The following is a 19,299-nucleotide window of genomic DNA, read 5'->3' on the forward strand; positions in this document are numbered from 1 at the left end:
AATTTCATTTCTTCTAATCTTGATTTTGTCAGATTTTAATAAGTAATGATTTGCTGGTTAATCTATTGTCTGGTGGCTTTGCAAGTGTTGTTATCAGACTAATAAATAATAATTAAGGTTATGAATGAACATAAAGTACAAAGCATTCTAAAATTATCAAAAGAAGAACGATATGGTTATTTTGTAGATAAAATAGTTGATTTTGAAAAAGTATGGGGATTAAATAATGATGGATGGGCTATATTGGGAGATCAGGAAAACTCCACTGTAATGCCATTTTGGCCAGAAGAGCATTTTGCAGAAAGGTGCATTTCAGAAGAATGGAAAGGATATAAACCACAAGCAATTAGTTTGCAGGACTTTTTGGATAAGTGGTTGCCTGGAATGGAAAAGGACAATAGATTAGTTGCTGTATTCTATTTTCCTGAATTGAAAGAAAACATAATAATTTCTCCACAAGAATTGAAATCAGCTATTCAGGAGGGACAAAAGGAATATCTCTAAAAATAATCGATGCAATCATAGCGAGTTTGAAGAATACAAATAATATAGTTCCGGACGTATAGGCTGGTTGTTTTGCGATCAAAGCTATTGAACTGCATAAATTGCAACATGCTACAGGAAAAGTAAAAAAATCGCAATAATTATGGTTAACCAGAATTATAAAATCAATCAGAAGGAAATAGATTCATTGATTAATTCATCGCCAGAAACACGGTTTGAATACGCCGTAAAGCGAATAGCAGACTGGGAAAAAGTATGGACTATTGTTGATGATGCTGGAAATATAGGCATGTTAACTGATGAAGCTAAAAATGTTATATTTCCCTTATGGCCCTTTGAAGAATTTGCGAAATTATGCTGTAAAGATGAATTCCAGAGGTTTAAACCTTTAGCCATTGAGCTTAGTGAATTCTTGGAGAATTATCTTCCTGATTACGAGAAAAAAGGCTATAAATTTAGCGTTTTACCTTTACCAACTGGGAAAGGGGAAATCATGGAAATATCAATGTTCAAAGTGGCATTGGATAGTGAGCTAGATAGAATCGAGTAATATTTTGCACCAATCAGCTATTCGTACTGTGTTACTTTTATTTGGTCAAATAATCATTTTGTAGATATCTATGGTCCACCGTGTGAAAACTGTAGTAAACCATATCGTACTCCTAAATTTACTCACCCAAAATCCAATGGTACCTTCTGAAATCCCATTCTTTTTAATAATATTTAGATTCCTCTAAGAATAGCATTATTGCCGGTTGGTCTGAATAATCCAAGCCAATGATATCTTTTATTGCCCTGCTCTTATTACTAGAATGGCGATAATATGACTTACAGATAGTATAACCCATAAAATATCCCAGATCCCCCATTGTCTTTGAACTTGCACCATTATACAACCAGTTGGAATAATCTTCACTAAGCATTTCCTTTTTGAATTGTAGCTTCAACTTCTTTTCATTTTCCCTTCCATATTTAAGATAAGTATTTGTTAATGGTTCTTTGAGTACAAGTTCAGTAATAAAATCGCATGCTCCTTCATAAATTGCTTGCCCCAAAAGTGTTTTGCCTTCTGTTTTTTGTTGCGTGTGTACATACTCGTGGATAACAACAGGAATGATATTGTCTGAATTTTGCGATTTGAAGAAGTTTTCCAATCTTTTGTCCGGGAATTCTGATACATCCGTATTTTTATTACCCATTGCGATTTCCGAACCAATTAACACCAGCGAATCCTGTGTGGTGCCAGCGGCTCGAATAGCGCTAATAGTGAAATAAATCTTTGCCGGCCGTAAATCCGGATATAATACATTGAATTCCTGAATGTAGGTTTCAATAGCTGGTATCTTCTGTTTTATTTTTAAAGTGTTGCCTCTTATTGATGCCCAAAACTTAGCGTATTTATTGATACTTTCCACCAGTCTGGTAGCGTCAAATTTTCTAAGTTCCATGAACATTTTCAATCCATAAGTCCCTTTATCAGTGTACAACGACTTCATTAATTCAATTTGTTTGTCCTTTTCTTTTATTGTTTGAATGCTATCAAAAGCGATCCAAAAATTGTCAATATCAGAAGTGGAAACTTTGGGCGCATTTTGTCCGTGAACAATAAAAGGGCTTGTAATAAAATAAATGAATGCAATAAAATATATTGGCATGTTCTTGTGTAGAAAACCAGTATTCATCCTCATTTGTTTAATGTATTGTCTATTATCTTTTCCGTAACTAATGCTTTGGGCCTGGGGAGCGCTCCAGTAAAATAAAAAAAATTAACTATCTGCCAGATCTTTTTTCTTTGAAGTACAAAATCATAGTACAGGTTTCCCTGCGGCAAGAAATATTGGCAATTATATAGTTAAGAAAATACCAGGTCTGATATCCACTCCACATTTACCTTCAAAAATCCCTTTCCATTAACCTCTCATTAACCAAAATGCCAATTATTTTAGCTATTAAATACTAAAAATATTAGTAATATTGCACCGGGACAATTTGTAAAACAGAGGCTATGGAACTGAACCAGAGGGCAATTGTGCACCTGGACCTGGATGCATTTTTTGTATCGGTAGAGTGCTTAAAGAACAGCTCATTCAAAGGGAAGCCTTTGATCGTGGGAGGTGGGGAAAGAGGGGTGGTTGCAGCCTGCAGTTACGAAGCACGAACTTTCGGCGTTCATTCCGCTATGCCTATGCGGACAGCCTTATATCTATGTCCTCAGGCAACAGTTATTTCCGGCGACTATGAAGATTACAGTAAGTACTCGAGGATGGTGACAGAAGTAATCAGGGAACGGGTACCAATACTGGAAAAAGCCTCTATAGATGAATTCTACACAGACTTTACAGGGATGGATCGTTACTTCGGTACTGAAAAGTTCAGTGCTGAATTAAAGCAACGCATTTACAATCAAACAGGCCTCCCTGTATCTTATGCACTGGCTAGCAATAAGCTGATCAGCAAAGTAGCTACGAACGAAGTAAAGCCCAACGGACAAACAATGATTCCATTTGGTAATGAGAAATCATACCTCGCTCCATTAGCCATTGAAAAAATGCCGATGATCGGCCAAAAGACTGCAACACTGCTAAGGGAGATGGGCGTTAAAACCATAAAGACTTTATCTGAAATTCCAGCTAATATGCTCGGTACCAGGTTCGGTAAGAACGGCCTTGAACTGGCCCGTCGTTCTCAGGGTATTGATGAAACACCAGTTATACCATACACAGAACAAAAGAGCATTTCTACCCAGGATACCTTTAACAATGACACAATCGACATCCGTTTTCTGACAAAAGAAATTGTACGAATGACGGAGAAGATTGGTTTTGAATTGAGAGAGCAAAATAAACTCACCGGTTGTATTACACTAAAATTACGGTATTCTAATTTTGATACTGTAACTAAGCAATCCTCTATTCCTTACACATCTTCAGATCATATTCTCCTCAAAACAGCCAAAGAGCTATTTGACAAACTGTACGACCGCCGCCTGCTTGTACGGTTGATTGGCGTACGTTTCTCCGACCTGGTGCAGGGAAACCACCAGATCAATCTTTTTGACGATACGCAGGAAATGATCAAACTCTATCAGGCAATCGACAGTGTAAAACGTCAATATGGAGCCGGAGCAATAGTACGGGCGCGAACGCTATAATGAGGAGATATATGTATCTAAACTGTAAAACTTTTTTTTCCTACCGGTATGGAACGTTCTCTACCGAAGGACTGGTAAATGCTGCTGTAGAAGCTGGGGCTACAAGTGTAGCATTGACGAATATCAATAACACAGCTGATGCATGGGATTTTGTGGACTTCTGCCGGCAGGCGGATATCAATCCAATACTCGGTACCGAAATAAGGAATGGAGATCTGTTATGTTACTTGTTAATCGCAAAGAACAACACCGGATTTTTGCATATCAACCGTTTCTTAACAGAATACCTGCATCTGAAGAAAGACTTCCCTGAACGGCCTGTAATCGACGAAAATGTGTGGGTCATCTATCCGCTGGGAACAATTACTCCTGATCAATTAAAAGCTAACGAACTGATAGGCATACAAACGACCGAGGTCAACAAATTGTACAGTATGGACCTGATACCCTATTCAACGAAATTCGTTATCAGGCACCCGGTTACCTTTCAAAATCCAACCTATTACAGTGTACATCGTTTGCTCCGCGCAGTCGATAAGAACATTATCCTGTCCAAACAGGAAGATCTTCATAAAGCTGGTTCGCATGAATCATTCATGCCTATTACCACTATCATGGATCGCTTCAAACAATATCCGCAGATAGTGACTAATACACTCCGGATCATGGAGGCCTGCGAAATACAGATCGAATTTAAAACAGACAAAAACAAAATCGCTTTTACCACCAGCCGGGAAGACGACAGAATCCTGCTGGAGAAACTGGCATTAGACGGGCTACAATATCGCTATGGTAAAAAGAATAAATTGGCTGCAGAAAGAGTAGCCAAAGAACTGCGCATTATTAATGAACTTGCCTTCAACTCATACTTTTTAATCGCCTGGGACGTGATCCGTTATGCCCGTGACCGGCGTTTTTTCTATGTAGGGCGGGGGAGTGGTGCCAATTCAATCGTCGCCTATTGCTTGCTAATAACAGACGTGGATCCTATCGAACTGGATTTATATTTCGAACGCTTTCTCAATCCTTACCGCACTACGCCTCCAGACTTCGACATAGACTTTTCATGGAAAGACCGGGACGAGATTATTGATTATATTCTGAAACGCTATGGCAAAGATCATGTTGCGTTACTGGGAATGCACACCACTTTCCAACACCGGGCCATCATCCGGGAACTCGGCAAGGTATATGGACTTCCTAAAGCAGAAATTGATGCCCTTTCAAAAGGAGATTATAATAAGAAGGATAGAAACCATCAGCAGATTGTCCGTTTCGGAGGATTGATGAAAGACTTCCCCAATCACGTCAGTATTCATCCGGGCGGCATGTTAATCAGCGAACTGCCTATCGCCTGTTATACGGCCTTAGAAATGCCTCCAAAAGGATTCCCTACAACGCAGATAGATATGTTTGTTGCCGAGAATATCGGTTTATTCAAACTGGATATTCTAAGCCAAAGAGGATTGGGACACATAAAAGACACTGTAGAACTCATAAAAGAGCACCATAACATTGATATCGATATCCATCAGGTGGAGAAGTTTAAGAAAGATAAACGGGTAGCGGCACAGCTAAAGAGTGCGGATACGATAGGTTGTTTCTACATCGAAAGTCCTTCCATGCGCGGCGTATTAAAAAAACTCCGTTGTGATGATTACCTGACATTAACCGCTGCGTCATCCATCATCCGGCCGGGAGTAGGTAGCAGTGGTATGATGGCGCAGTATATCTGGCGATACCACAACCGGCATAAATTCGAATACCTGCATCCAAAGATGAGAGAACTGTTGGAAGAAACTTTCGGGGTGATGGTATATCAGGAAGATGTGATCAAGGTTGCCCATTATTTCGGAGGCCTGGATATGGGGGAAGCGGATATTCTGAGACGGGCAATGTCTGGTAAATACAGAGGCAAGAAAGAAATGGAAAGGCTGGAAACCCAGTTCTTCCTTAACTGTAAGGAACGAGGCTACCCTGAGAATATCAGCAAAGAAGTGTGGCGACAGATCGCCAGCTTTGCTGGTTACAGTTTCAGCAAAGCCCATTCAGCCAGCTTCGCAGTAGAAAGCTACCAAAGTCTTTACCTGAAAACCTACTACCCGCAAGAGTTCATGGTAGCCGTAATCAACAATTTCGGAGGCTTTTATAGCCATGAACTATACTTCCATCAGTTGAAGAAAGCAGGAGCGGAGGTACACGCACCCTGTATCAATAACAGCGAATATCTGACCGATTTTAAAGATGGTAAAGTCTACGTCGGTTTTATCCATATTCAAAGTATACAGCAAAAGCTCACAGATACCATATTAGCCGAACGCTCCTTAAACGGACCTTATCTGCATTTACATGATTTCATCGAACGAACAGCAGTAGGCATTGAACAACTGAACATATTAATTAAAGTAGGGGCTTTCCGTTTCACAGGTAAAACGAAAAAACAATTACTATGGGAAGGTAATTTCCTCCAGGTGATGAATGAGGAGCACGTACCAGAAAGGCAAGCCTTATTCCATGAGGATCCTGTAACCTTCGATCTTCCTGATCTTCCGGATGATCCTATTGAAGACATGCTGAAAGAAATGGAACTCCTTGGTTTCCCTATCGGCAACGTCTTTGACCTTGTAGACGACGATATTACAAAATACCCACTCGCCAGCCAGTTATCAGCACTATTGGGACATGAAGTCACTGTATTAGTCTATCTTGTCACTACCAAACAAACACAAACCCGTGAAAAGAAAGAGCTCATGCATTTCGGCACCTTCCTTGATGCTGCCGGTGAATGGCTCGACACTGTTCATTTCCCTGAAGCTACCAGGAATTATCCATTTCAGGGCAGAGGGTTTTACCGTGTTACAGGTAAGGTTACGATGGAGTTCGATGTATATAGTGTGATAACAACATCAATGGCTAAAGTAGGAATTAAACAAAGTTCATAAAAAAGGAGCGTCGATTATTTTGACTCTTAATTACCTGGACAGTGGTGCTGCTTTCCCTGCTGCAGAAATATTGGCAAATATAATTTACTGCGTAGATAGGCTGCGCATACTACTGCTACCTTTGTTATGTGATTATGTCAGGGGTGGGTAAAGCAAGCTCCTATAACATGAACGTGTGAATGGAATCGTGAGAAAGGTTATATACATTTGCTAATATCAACACTTTAAATGCGAACAGATTTAAGAGAACCCGTAATGTTAATCTTGCTGTCAGTATTCTGTTACATTTAATCAGGGACAACACCGGTAACCATTACCGCTTATTCTTATACCATTAAATCAACTTGTAGCGTGCATTGCCCAATTTATGAAATTATTTGCCCTTTTTTTCTCGTCATTACAACAGGAAACAGTTCCTGGTAATCAATCAATTAATACAGCTAAAAAACTTTTACAGATATCGTAACACCGGGGCATTGCCATGATATACCGGTAATGGCAATACGCAGGTATTACTTCATCATGTTATCTAACACTTGAAAAAGTGTATTAATCATTCTGTATGTATAAGATTTTGAAAGAGGTGGGCCTGACGGTCTTATGCCTCCTATTCCTTATGAATACCTATGCCCTGTCAGTTCCTGCTGATAGTATTCCGGTTCCTATCAGGACAGCCGCATTGAAAAATGCAATGTTGGATTCCCTGAATAACAGGTATGTAAATATTCCCGGTCAATTATCCCCGGATACCCTTCCCTTTAACCATTTGGGCTTGAATGGATTGCACCCCGGTGCCCGCCAGGAATTTATGCAGTATGTAAATGCTGGTAAAAGCACGGCTGGTATTGCCCGGATGCAGTCTATGTTCAATGGACTACAGGGAAAACAATTCATAGATAACAAACTGCGCGGCTTTTATGCATTGAAACCACAATCATCGCTGACATTACCGGGTATGCCTGAGAATAAACTGAAAGGTATCTCCTGGCAAACGACCTACAATGATACTACCGCGATGATGTCTGGTTGGTGGAATGAGGGCGTGATACAGGATCATGTAACGGTTGGTAGTATCCCGGTTCAACTGAACTATTCCACTTTATCCGGTTATAACAATGGGTTACAGGATGCGCATTTCCTAAAATTCTCATTTGATAGGGAAGCTTACATGGAAAAGGTGAACCAGCAACTGCAAAAGTCTTATAATCTCAATAAGTATTTCCTGGATGATATTGATATCAAAAGTAGTATTAAGTCATATGCCACCTCGCAACTGGCAGCGATGGATAGTGTAAAAGGTGGTGTCTCTGCAGATCAGTTAATCTACCTGGATAGCACACAATTACAGAATACACTGAAAAATACGCCTGCTGAGTACAACGCTAAAGTGATGGCATTGAAACAGCAACTGGGCGGTGTGAAAGAAATGAATCAACTGCTGGGGTCACAAAAAGAAGCACAGCATAACATCACCTCATTAGTACACCAGCCGGAAAATACTTCCCGTATGGCTGGCAATCTTTTGCAATTGAGTCCCCTGCAAAAGTTAATGATGAACATGAAGGAACTTAAAGTAGGTAGCATTGGCGCAAATGCCAGTAAAGGAACGGTATCAGACCTGTTTATGACGGGTGCTACCGGCTCTTTCCTGAAAAGCAATAAGTTCATCATGCTTGGAGCTGGTAAAAGCAATGAGCTGGGTGTACAGGATGTGGGATTACAATCCGCCACAGGTAATTCATCTTATAGCATGCAATTTTTGCGTTTAGGCCGTGGTGATATCGGTGGTAAACAAACGCATATCTCTGCATTAAATGCCAATGCAAAACCACAAACCGGGAATGGCTTCAACACAGCTGCTATCAGCAGGAATGTATTTGTTGGTGCTGTTTCAGAACAGGTCAGCTTGGGTAGCCTCGGTACAATAGATGTAGAACTCTCCAAATCTTCGAGCCAGTTTGGTAATAGTGCGGCGGCAACCGTTTCTAAATCAGCGGCATCGCATTTTATGGATGATATCTGGGCAACTGCTTCTATCGGGCTCGCATACACCGGAGATGTGAAGAAATGGGGCATTAACCAGAAGATATACCTGAACTATTCAGGATTAGGATATGTAAACCCCGGTAGCCCTTTCGGCAGCAGGGGAACTTTACAATATGGCTTTATGGTAAAGCGCAGCTGGCTGCGTAATAAAGCAGTTGTTAGTTTACGTACAGACATCCGGAACCTGGCAGTATCTCCGTTGACAGACGACAAGCGTAAAAGCCTGCAATTTTCTGTAGACGGCCGTTATCGCTTTACGCGCAAACTTACTGTTAGCATGAACCTGTTACAGAATACCCTGCGGGAAAATGGGGCGACAGCCTTTCTCAACAGGAAACTCTCCTTTATGTCCCAGGCAAATGGAAAGATGGGCGGATTGCCCTTTAGTAATAATGCTACCCTGGGTATCCAGCAGCTAAATTACCAGGTGCCTGGATCTTCCATTCATAGTTTATTCGTAAACGTAGGAAGCATGCATACCTTCATGGCAGGCCCGGGAATGGTGGTGGTAAATGTCTTCTATAACCGTGATGTAAAAGATGCTGCTATATATAATAACCTGCTGAATGCAGATGGAGGATACCAGTATACCTTATGGAAAACACTTTCATGCGGCAGCTCCCTCATCTATATGGATAGTAAAGATGTCGTTACTCAAATAGGTTTACGACAACAGGTATCCGCACAGTTATTCAAACGCTGGAGCCTGTCCGTTTCTGCTGATGGCAGAAAGAACCTGAAGAATACAGCTGCCAATTTTTACTATGGCAGATTTAGCACCGCAATGTCCTTGCATTACCAGATAAAATAGGAGTTATGAGAATATTATTGACAGGACTATTCCTATGCTTATGCATCACCTTAAAGGCACAATATACGATTGCCTTTATGCCGGAGATCCAGGGTCGTACCATGGATGGTCTATACAAAGTACGTATCGGAAATACCGGTGCAAAACAGAATGTGAGCCTTGTTATCACGGTTACTGAAGCAAAGTCTGGGGCTATCGTCACTATAAAAACACCTGCATTTGAATTGATGTCGGGCATGAACAGCACCTCTCCGAATGCGGCTTATGCAGCAACAGTAGGATTCGGTAGTAGTAAACTGGCTACAATAGTCAGCCAGGGCGGTTTCTTTCCGCAGGGTGATTACGATTATTGCTTCCAGTTATATGATGGTACCTCGCATAGCAGCACCTTACTGGCAGAACAATGTTTTAACTACAACCTGGAACCTTTCAGCAACATGCAACTGATCCAGCCATATGATGGTGATAAGATCTGCGATAAACGTCCTTCCTTCTCCTGGCAGCCGTTGATTCCCGCAGTGAATGGAGTGATGTACCGGATGCTGCTGGTGGAAGTGAAAGAAGGGCAGCAAAGGGCAGAAGCACTCCGGATGAATCTTGCTATCATCAACCAGCAACAAATTCCTTTACCAATATTATTATACCCTTCCCTTGCCAATGAATTAGTGGAAGGTAAGCAATATGCGTGGCAGGTATCAGCCTACCGGAACGACCTGTTACTGGTAGAATCAGAGATATGGGATTTTAAGGTAGACTGTGAAAGGGATTCATCCAGAATACCTGTTGAAGCTTTCAGGAACCTGGAAGACCTCACAAAGGGTAACTTCTATATTGCCCGCGGACAGCTGCTTTTCGCCTTCAATAACACCTACGAAGCGACTACGCTTCAATATAGCATCCGTTGTTTAACAAAACCGGATCAGCAGATCAAAAAACTACCGAAGGTAAAGGTGTCCAGGGGACGTAACCAGGTGGTGATAGACATCTCAGAGAACAGTAGTTTCATAGATGGATATTTCTACATCATGGATGTGAAATTACCAGATGGTGATCAGAAACAATTAAGGTTTATATACAAACTGGCAGAGAATGATAAATAAATGGGTCGTGGTAATTGCATTACTGATGACTGTTGGCTGCGCTGACAGACAAAAGAAAATAATGCAGGCTACAAAAGACGAAGGGTTACTGCAGGAAAAAACAGTGAATGGATTTGTATTGAAGATGCAGTATATGTCTTCCGAAGATAAAGAACTGCTACACTTTGTTGTGAATATTACAGAGAGTAATGGTAGTCCTGTGAAAGGAGCAGATAATAATATGTTCAGCTATGGCCTGGACTCACTGTTTGGTATTGTGAATGTAACAGATACCCTTCATCCTGTGGATGTAATCAGGGTGGCCAACGGTGGTATCGGAGGTGTACAGTACATGGTATTGTTTGATCGTCCTGCAGCTTATTCAGATGTGAATCTTTTCCTGTTTTTCAGAGACAGGTTATTCACACAACAGTTTATTACTTTCCCGCTCAAGGGAAGTGCAATCAATCGTATTGATTATTTAAGATGGAAGCAATGATATTCAGAAGTAATGTTACCCGTAAAAGACTGGCTTGTTTTTTCCTGACGTTGTTAATCGTTCAGGGGCTGATGCCAACTGTGGCATGGGCATTGACTTCCGGCCCCACACAACCGGAAACCAAACAGTTTATGCAGGCAGGCACAAGTGATATGGTGAACCTGTCTACCGGTGATTTTAAATATAATATCCCTTTGATGGATGTAGACGGATACCCTGTTAACCTGAATTACCAGGGAGGTACAGGGATAGATGATGAAGCGGGTTGGGTAGGTTTGGGATGGAACCTGAATGCAGGTGCCATCAACCGGCAATTAAGGGGTATCCCGGATGATAGTTATGGGGATGAGGTGGTTACTAATAGTTATATGAAGCCCAAGATTAATATCGGCGGGCGTGTAACGGTGAGGGGAGAACTGACAGGAATTGGAGTTTCGGGTTCTCTTTCACTCGGAATTTTTAGTGATAATTATACTGGTATTGGTGCTGAAGTAGGAGCTAATGTCGGCCTCTCATTATCAGGCCAGAATGGGGGAGGACTAACTCCCGGAATAGGTATTGGTCTTAATTCCAACACTTCAGATGGGGTGACCGTAACACCTTCTGCATCGTTATCGATGAAGGCCCAGATGAATAACCATTTAAGCAGCAGTATGGGATTATCTGCCAGTCTTGGATATAATACCAGGGAGGGGCTGAAAGCGCTCAGCCTGGGTAGTTCTTTTTCACTTCAGGGTTATGACAATGACTATTTAGATCAGGGTAGTAGTTCCGGCTCCAGTTTGGGTGGAACATCCATCAGTTATAATACACCTCCTTTTTATCCCAGAACCAACATGGCGTTTAAATCCAGCAATTTTACCTTCAGTGTGGATATAGGTGGTGAAGCCATGGGTATGTATATGGGTGGTGGAGTAACTGGTTATAAATCCAAACGTGAAGTACTGAACGAAGAGGTGAGAAACAAAACCTTTGGCTTCATGTATGCAGAAAAAGGGAAGGATGTTCGTAGTGCGATGATGGATTTTATGCGCGAAAAGGATAATCCTGTTATTCCGGAACTGAAAAACCTGGCATTACCAATTGCTACTCCTGATATCTTTTCTTACACCAGCCAGGCAGGCAGTGGTCAGCTAAAGCTGTACCGGAATAGTGCAGGTGTGCTTTTTGACAATGAGACGAAAGATATCACGAATAATACTTCAATAGGTACTGATTATGGTTGGGGTGGTTACTTCCACGGTGGTGTATCAGTATATAAACAGGAAGTTACCAATACGAATGGAAAATGGATCACTGATAATAATTTCCTGGCGCATGGTGATTTTGTGACTAAAGGTACCGTGGAAGAAGAACCTGCTTATTTTAAACAGGTAGGAGAGAAAAACATGGAAAATGCTTCTTTCGTGACCCGTATACAGGATGAAAACGCGATCAGTGTTCCGCTGACAGATAAAAGTGCCAATGATGAGATTAAAACAGCCGGACAGAAGATCATTACACCAACAGCACCGTATAAGAAAGATGGTCGCCAGGTAAAACGTACACCCATAATGGTACTTACTGCCGATCAGGCAACGAATGCCGGGCTGGATAAGCAGATCCGGAATTATCAATTTAATGATCTGAAAAGTTTTTCACCGGTTGCCTGCAATCTTGTTCCTTCAGTTGTACCAGAGGATAGGGTAACAGCATTCAGAAAAGCGAAGCATATTTCCGAAATGACGGTTACGGGGGATGATGGGAAAAGAATGGTATATGGTTTACCGGTATACAATAAAATGCAGGATGAATACTCATTTGCTGTAAATGGGGAAACTGCCGACAGGAATACAAACCTTATAGATTTTTCGGCTCCGGGTGGTAAAATCGATCATAAGCCAATGAAAAATGGGGTGTCCACTACTGATGAGTATTATCATAAAGAATCACAACCTGCTTATGCCAGTGCTTTCTTACTCACGGGCATTCTCTCACCGGATTATGTAGATGTTACAGGTGATGGTATTACGGATGATGACAGAGGCACGGCTGTAAAGTTCAACTACTCAAAACTGGCGAAAGATTTTCACTGGCGCTCTCCATATGGTGCTTATAAAGCACAGTATAATCATGCATTGAACGCAGATCCTGATGATGATAAAGCTTCTTTTGTATATGGAGAAAAAGAGCTGTGGTATATGCATTCTATTGAATCAAAAACAAAGATCGCTTACTTTATTACAGAAGACCGGGAAGATGCATTGGGGTGCAACTGGCTGGGTGTTAAAGACGGTTCTGTAAAACAGAAAGTGTTGAGGAAAATAATATTATACTCCAAGAATGATCTTACCACTCCAATAAAAACGGTCATACTTGATTATAATTATTCTTTATGTCCTAAAATACCTAACAGCTCAAATGGAGGTGGAAAGCTCACATTGATAGGTCTGCATTTTGAATATGGCAGCTCTACCAAAGGATCAAAAAATCCTTACACATTTAAATATAATACTGAAATAACACCGGGTGTTATACAGGAGTATGGCTATCTTTCTGCCGACCGCTGGGGTACGTTTAAATCTACAACAGACAATGCTGCCAGGGGATTCGGTGTATTGAAAAACGATGAATTTCCTTACAGTACTGGAGATTCCATTCTGGCTGCAAAAAATGCCGGCATGTGGAACCTCTCAGAAGTACACCTTCCCACAGGTGGAATTATCAATATTCACTATGAATCGGATGATTATGCGTACGTCCAGAACCGGCGTGCCATGGAAATGGTAAAGATCGATAACCTGCTGGATAAAGATGGAAATGTTACCAGTAGTTTGCGGGATGCAGTGAAATTTAAACTCACTCTTGGAGAAACTGCTCCTGATTTTGATCAAACTAACTGGTTCAAACTGCAATACCTGAATGGGGAATCCTGGATGTATGCAAAACTGTTTGTAAATCTTACAAATGAGGTAACAGCTACTTCAGATGATAAATATGATTTTGTGGCTTGTTATGGTGCTATTGATAAGGTGGAGATTACTGGGAAGACGGCAATTGTCACCTTCAAAACAAGTAGTGAGGCCACTGCCGGGGCTAATCCTTTTGTGAACTTTAATCCGTTCGTTAGTGCTGCATGGCAGAAAATGCGGTTGGAATACCCTCGTTATGCTTATCCCGGATACAAGAACAGAATTAATGATGATCGCCCCATTGCTGCTGCAGTCACCGCTATTGCAAACGCTACCGGTAATCTGTCGGAGTTAAGGGAAAACTTTAATGCGAGAGCTTATCGAAAGAAGTTTGCATCTAATGTTAAGCTGGATAAAAGTTTTGTACGCATCGTAAAAAGAGGTACGCCTGAACAGACTGGTGGTACTCCCCGGAATGGAGATATGCCTAAACTGGGTGGTGGTGCACGTGTAAAAAGTATACAGCTTTCTGATAACTGGAATGCAATGGCCAGTGATCAGGCTACCGTTACTTATGGGCAGGAATATGAGTATGACATGCTGGAAGATGGTAAATGGATTAGCAGCGGCGTTGCTTCCTATGAACCTTCCCTTGGAGGTGATGAAAATCCTATGCGTTTACCGGTGAATTATACACAGGATGTGAAGTGGGCGCTGAACAATTTTTTCTACCTGGAAGAACCGATGGGCGAATCTTTATTCCCTGCACCGGAAGTTGTTTACAGGGAGGTGAAGGTTCGCAGCCTGGATGCTACGGGAGCAGCAGATAAAGCAAATAAAACAGGCTGGCTCACTTACGAATTTTATACAGCAAAGGAGTTTCCTGTTGTAATCAACCAGACACCGCTCGATAAATATCTGCATCATCCTACTTCCTGGTCCAGCTTCTTTGGTGGTAAAACATTGTATGAGCTGGTCATGTCCCAGGGATATGCTATCACCCTCAATGATATGCATGGCAAACCTAAAGCAGAGCGGGTATTTAATCAAACAGGACAGGAAATATCATCTTCAGAATACTTTTATAATTCAACAGAAGAAGGAGGCATTCAACGGTTAAAGAACGTGGTGGATGTAGTAGATGATAATGGTGTTATTACAAAAGATCAGGTGATTGGCCGGGATATTGAAATGTTTACAGACATGCGGCAATCGGAAATGATCAATTCCGGGAAGAGTATTAATCTGGGGGTGGATGTAATTCCTATAGGTCCCTGGATCATTCCTATCCCACACTTCCCATGGAGTAATAATGATGATTATCGCTTGTTCCGTTCAGCATCTGTGTTAAAAACAATCCAATACTATGGCTTGATTTCCAAAGTGGTGAAAAAGATCAATGGGTCCAGTGTAAGTGCTGCTAACCTGTTATACGATAAGTTTACCGGCGAACCTGTGTTATCACAATCCAACAATGAATTTGATGATCCGGTTTATAGTCTCAGTATGCCTGCTTACTGGATGTATAAACAGATGGGGCCTGCTTATAAGAGCCTGGGATTATTGCTGAGTGATTTTACAACTACTATAGATGGCATACCTGAGAAAGGATATGGTAGTTTCCTGACAGCTGGCGATGAATTAATTGACGTAAGCAACGGTATGCGGCTGTGGGTGGTTAATTCTCCTGCAGGTAGCTCACCTGTGAATGTTCTGCGTATAATTGATGCATCCGGAAAGGTTGCTATAAAATATGCCGGTTCGGTAAAAGTACGTCGTTCTGGATATCGTAACCTGTTGACTGCCGGTGCAACTGCTATCACTACCCTGAAAAACCCTGTTAGCAATAATCAACTGAAACCAATTATTAATGATTTCGGAGATTATAAAGCATTGAACGCTTCTGCTATTGAATATAACAATGCATGGGGACAGCCAGCAGACTGTAACCTGAAGAGTTGTCCTGAGGGTTACCAGGAAGGTGCTGACGGACGTTGTTATTTACCGGCTACGAGAGTTGAAAATGATTCGTTCAACATTATTGAAGGGGATGTAGACGAGAAATACTCAAGTCAGGGTGCCGCCTTCTTTGAGGAAACAGGGAACGTGAGTTATTTTACGAGCACAAGTGGATTCTGGCGGAAGAGTGGAGATCACCCTGGCCGTTTGGAAGATGCCGGTATCTGGATGAATAAGGTAGCTGACAATAGTTGGTGGGGCTTTGAAAAATGTATTACAATAAAAACCGACGGTACTTATTTCATAGGTTATGCAGGAGACGACCGGATGCGGGTTTTTGTTGATGGATTTGTGCTGGATGCCTTAACTGCTTCGGATGGAAATTATTTCAGTTCGTGGCGGATACGGAAGAAACAATTGACCGCTGGCAAGCATATCATAAAAATAGTTGCTCTTAATATAGAACTGGCGAAAGCTGCTGCACTGGAGGTATACGGAAGCTCTGAGGCAACATTAGTCGCAGGAGATGAAGCTACTATCCGGAGTCAAACGATCTTTACTACGGCTAGTTTGTTCGCGAAACAACCTGAAGATATTGTAGATGCTAATGTACTGATCTTCCATGCGGAAGAGCTGGGTACCAAGCTTTCGCAGAATCTTAGATGCCCGGAAGGGAAATCTGTGGGTATATGTGATGGAACGCCTGACTGTGGTTTCAAAGATAAAGGGTCTTGTCCCGATGGTTATAAACCCGGTGCGGATGGAACATCCTGTGTTCCTATTGAATCGGGCGAATCAGACGCAAACCCGGATCTGGATTTTGTGGAGGGAAGTTTCAGCGGGTTCTATACTCAAAATGGTACGAGGTTTTTCAGTGTAGATGGGTCACAGCAAAGTATTTTTAATTTGGCTACTTCATACTGGGGTCAATGCAGATCTTCGATACCTCTTTCACTATTGGCACGTAAAGCAACTGTTGATACTCCAAAATTGGCAGCAAAGTCTTTATCAGTAGCCGTTTCTGATCCTGCAAATGCAAACTGTGGTATATTAAATGCTATTGGTGTCTGGTTAGGCGGAGGTTTTATGCATCAATGGATTGGTGTGCATACCTGTTTAAAAGTTCCGCAAACTAAATTATACTACATCGGTTTAGGATTTGACAATATAGGCCGGATTTATATCGATGGTACACGATGGTATCCACCAGTGACAATTCCTGCGGATTTAACCTATACTCTATGGCCTATACAATTGACAGCAGGTAATCATGATCTTACCATAGAAGCAATGAATACGGGAACAGAATATGGCTTTGCGGTAGAAGTATATAATGATTCCCTCTCTACACTGAAACAGGGAATAGCCCATCCTATTTACTCTACAAGGGATCTGCGGGGTGCTACATCTTATTTCACTTATGTAAAAGATACTGCAGGTAATATTATCCGGCAGAGTTACGCTTGTGCTGAAGGCTCGTTCGATGTATGTAGTAGTAGCGGAACATGTGGTGCTATCCCGAATTCAGTCACTTTAAACCCATACCTGACAGGTTACCTGGGTAACTGGTTGCCATGGAAGCAAATGACGTGGCTCTCTAATCGCTCTGGTCAGGCATTGCCTGTTACCAGTACGCCCGGTGTGGATGTGCGCCATAACGGTCAGTATGATTATTTCTATCCTTACTGGATATATAACAATGGCTGGGCCATTTCAGGAAACCTTTCCTGGGTCGTCTCCCAAACTATCAGTTTATACGACAAGAACTCCCAGGAACTGGAAAATAAAGATGCATTGAATAGGTATAGTGCGGTGCGATATGGATATAAAGCAACGTTGCCGGTTGCTGTAGGGGCTAATATGCGGCATCAGGAAATATTCTATGATGGATTTGAAGATTACAAATTCAATAATACCTGTACCGGGGCGCAGCCATGTGAGCCCGATGAATTTAGTATCTACAAAATTTTAGGTAGTGATTACACAAATCGTCTGGATGCAACTGATGCGCACAGCGGTAACTACAGTCTTAACCTTAGTCAGCCGCTGAATCTGAAAACATATGTATTCGATTATGAACACTCACCGGGTATTTACCTGATCAACAACCAGAAAGGGGAGTACTCCAGGAATGTCGTGCCATGGCTGGGATTACGTGGGTTTTGCCCTGTAAACGGAAGGCGTTATGTGTTTTCTGCCTGGGTAAAAGATGGTGCTCCTCTAACTGACGATCCAGGTATTAAATTGATGATGGGTACAGAAGATAATGTTGTGTTTACAGTAAAAGCGGTGGTAGAAGATTGGAAACTCGTTGAGGGCGTGATTGATATCGCTGCACTGGCAGGTACAACGGAAATGTATGAATTAAACGCTACGCTTGAGAAACAGGCAGGAACGGTATTGATAGATGATATCCGCATCTTCCCTTACGACGGGCAATTGAAAACATTCTCCTATGATGATAAAACACTACGGCTGATGGCTGAAATGGATGAGAATAATTACGCCACCTTTTATGAATATGATGATGAAGGATCATTGGTTCGTGTGAAGAAAGAGACTGACAGGGGTATTATGACCATCAAAGAAAACCGTTCCGCTTACCGTAAAAATTGATTCTATGAAATTAAGTAAACTATCTATAAAACTGTTCATCCCTATCCTGGTTATACTGGCTGCGGCTGCTGCCTTTGCCGGTATCCGGAATTTTTCAAAAGTACCGGCTCCGCCTGTAATGCCGGTAGTATTAAATGTAACATCAGATAAAGATCAACTGGCAATCCTGCACGAGTTGTCGACTGTATTACATCGTACAGATACCCTGACTTTTTTAACCGTAACAGGTAATATCCAGGCACAGGATCTGGCAGACAGTAGTCAATCTATGGCATCAGATTTCTGTTATTCAAGGCAGGGTAATATTGGTTATTACCGGCTGGGGGATAATGAAATGATTTCCCTGAAAGAGGCGTATATCATGATTGCGCACGATGTAAAGAAAATCTTTCTTTCTCCTCCCAGACAGGTGATCAATCCGCTCCAAATGTCAATAGATACCACTACTGATCTGATCGGGAAGGAAGGTTATAAGGTAACCCGCAGGGAAAGAGGTGGCCTGATAGAAATCGCATTGCAGAATAATACACATGCCACTTGTAAGGAATACCATATGTTCTATGATAGTACCGGTTTTATAAAGCAAACAGATATGCGTCTTACAGACCAGGCGGCAATGACCGACAAAACACACGACAAGCTGTTGCATGTGAAGATTAATGCGTGGGAACCCGGTAAGGTAAGATCTGAATTATTGCGTATAGACAGGTATGTGAGATTGCGCAAAGGCATAGCAGAACCTGCACCGGGATTACAAGGTTATGAAATCATAAAGGACCGTTAATGTTAACCTATAAGGAA

The 19,299-nt window shown here is 41.7% G+C and carries 10 protein-coding genes; 9 read left to right on the forward strand and 1 reads right to left on the reverse strand.

Annotation, left to right across the window (positions count from 1 at the left end):
* The first annotated feature begins 120 nt into the window (after positions 1-120).
* Positions 121-504: a DUF2750 domain-containing protein gene (locus tag BM176_RS14540; RefSeq protein ID WP_090104172.1), complete on the forward strand. Its 384-nt coding sequence runs from the start codon at positions 121-123 to the stop codon at positions 502-504.
* Between the two features lie 142 nt (positions 505-646).
* On the forward strand, positions 647-1,054 hold the full coding sequence (locus BM176_RS14545) for a DUF2750 domain-containing protein (RefSeq protein WP_090104174.1): 408 nt from the start codon (positions 647-649) through the stop codon (positions 1,052-1,054).
* A 163-nt stretch (positions 1,055-1,217) separates the two neighbouring features.
* On the opposite strand, the gene BM176_RS14550 is transcribed toward BM176_RS14545, so the two are convergent.
* Complete coding sequence (locus tag BM176_RS14550; RefSeq protein ID WP_177230406.1) at positions 1,218-2,186, reverse strand: gliding motility protein GldB-related protein; 969 nt, start codon at positions 2,184-2,186, stop codon at positions 1,218-1,220.
* 323 nt (positions 2,187-2,509) lie between these two features.
* Between BM176_RS14550 and dinB the strand changes: the two genes are divergently transcribed.
* The 7 genes from dinB (at position 2,510) to BM176_RS14585 (ending at position 19,282) form a co-directional block, all read left to right on the forward strand.
* Positions 2,510-3,655 (forward strand): DNA polymerase IV, encoded by a 1,146-nt coding sequence (gene dinB / locus BM176_RS14555; RefSeq protein ID WP_090104177.1) that lies wholly within the window; start codon positions 2,510-2,512, stop codon positions 3,653-3,655.
* Positions 3,656-3,666: 11 nt separating this feature from the next.
* Complete coding sequence (locus BM176_RS14560) at positions 3,667-6,597, forward strand: DNA polymerase III subunit alpha (RefSeq protein ID WP_090104179.1); 2,931 nt, start codon at positions 3,667-3,669, stop codon at positions 6,595-6,597.
* 562 nt (positions 6,598-7,159) lie between these two features.
* Positions 7,160-9,454 (forward strand): hypothetical protein, encoded by a 2,295-nt coding sequence (locus BM176_RS14565; protein ID WP_090104181.1) that lies wholly within the window; start codon positions 7,160-7,162, stop codon positions 9,452-9,454.
* Positions 9,455-9,459: 5 nt separating this feature from the next.
* A complete protein-coding gene (locus BM176_RS14570; protein ID WP_143097809.1) occupies positions 9,460-10,554 on the forward strand; it encodes a DUF928 domain-containing protein in 1,095 nt (364 codons plus the stop codon).
* Positions 10,544-11,032 (forward strand): hypothetical protein, encoded by a 489-nt coding sequence (locus tag BM176_RS14575; protein ID WP_090104184.1) that lies wholly within the window; start codon positions 10,544-10,546, stop codon positions 11,030-11,032. The genes BM176_RS14570 and BM176_RS14575 overlap by 11 nt, the downstream gene beginning before the upstream one ends.
* Positions 11,020-18,498, forward strand: a complete 7,479-nt coding sequence (locus BM176_RS14580; protein WP_090104185.1) for a hypothetical protein — start codon at positions 11,020-11,022, stop codon at positions 18,496-18,498. The genes BM176_RS14575 and BM176_RS14580 overlap by 13 nt, the downstream gene beginning before the upstream one ends.
* 4 nt (positions 18,499-18,502) lie before the next feature.
* Positions 18,503-19,282 carry a hypothetical protein gene (locus tag BM176_RS14585; protein WP_090104187.1) on the forward strand — a complete coding sequence of 260 codons (780 nt, stop codon included), beginning with the start codon at positions 18,503-18,505 and terminating at the stop codon, positions 19,280-19,282.
* Positions 19,283-19,299: the final 17 nt, after the last annotated feature.

Origin of the sequence: Chitinophaga sp. CF118 (assembly GCF_900112615.1) — a bacterium.
GTDB lineage: Bacteria > Bacteroidota > Bacteroidia > Chitinophagales > Chitinophagaceae > Chitinophaga.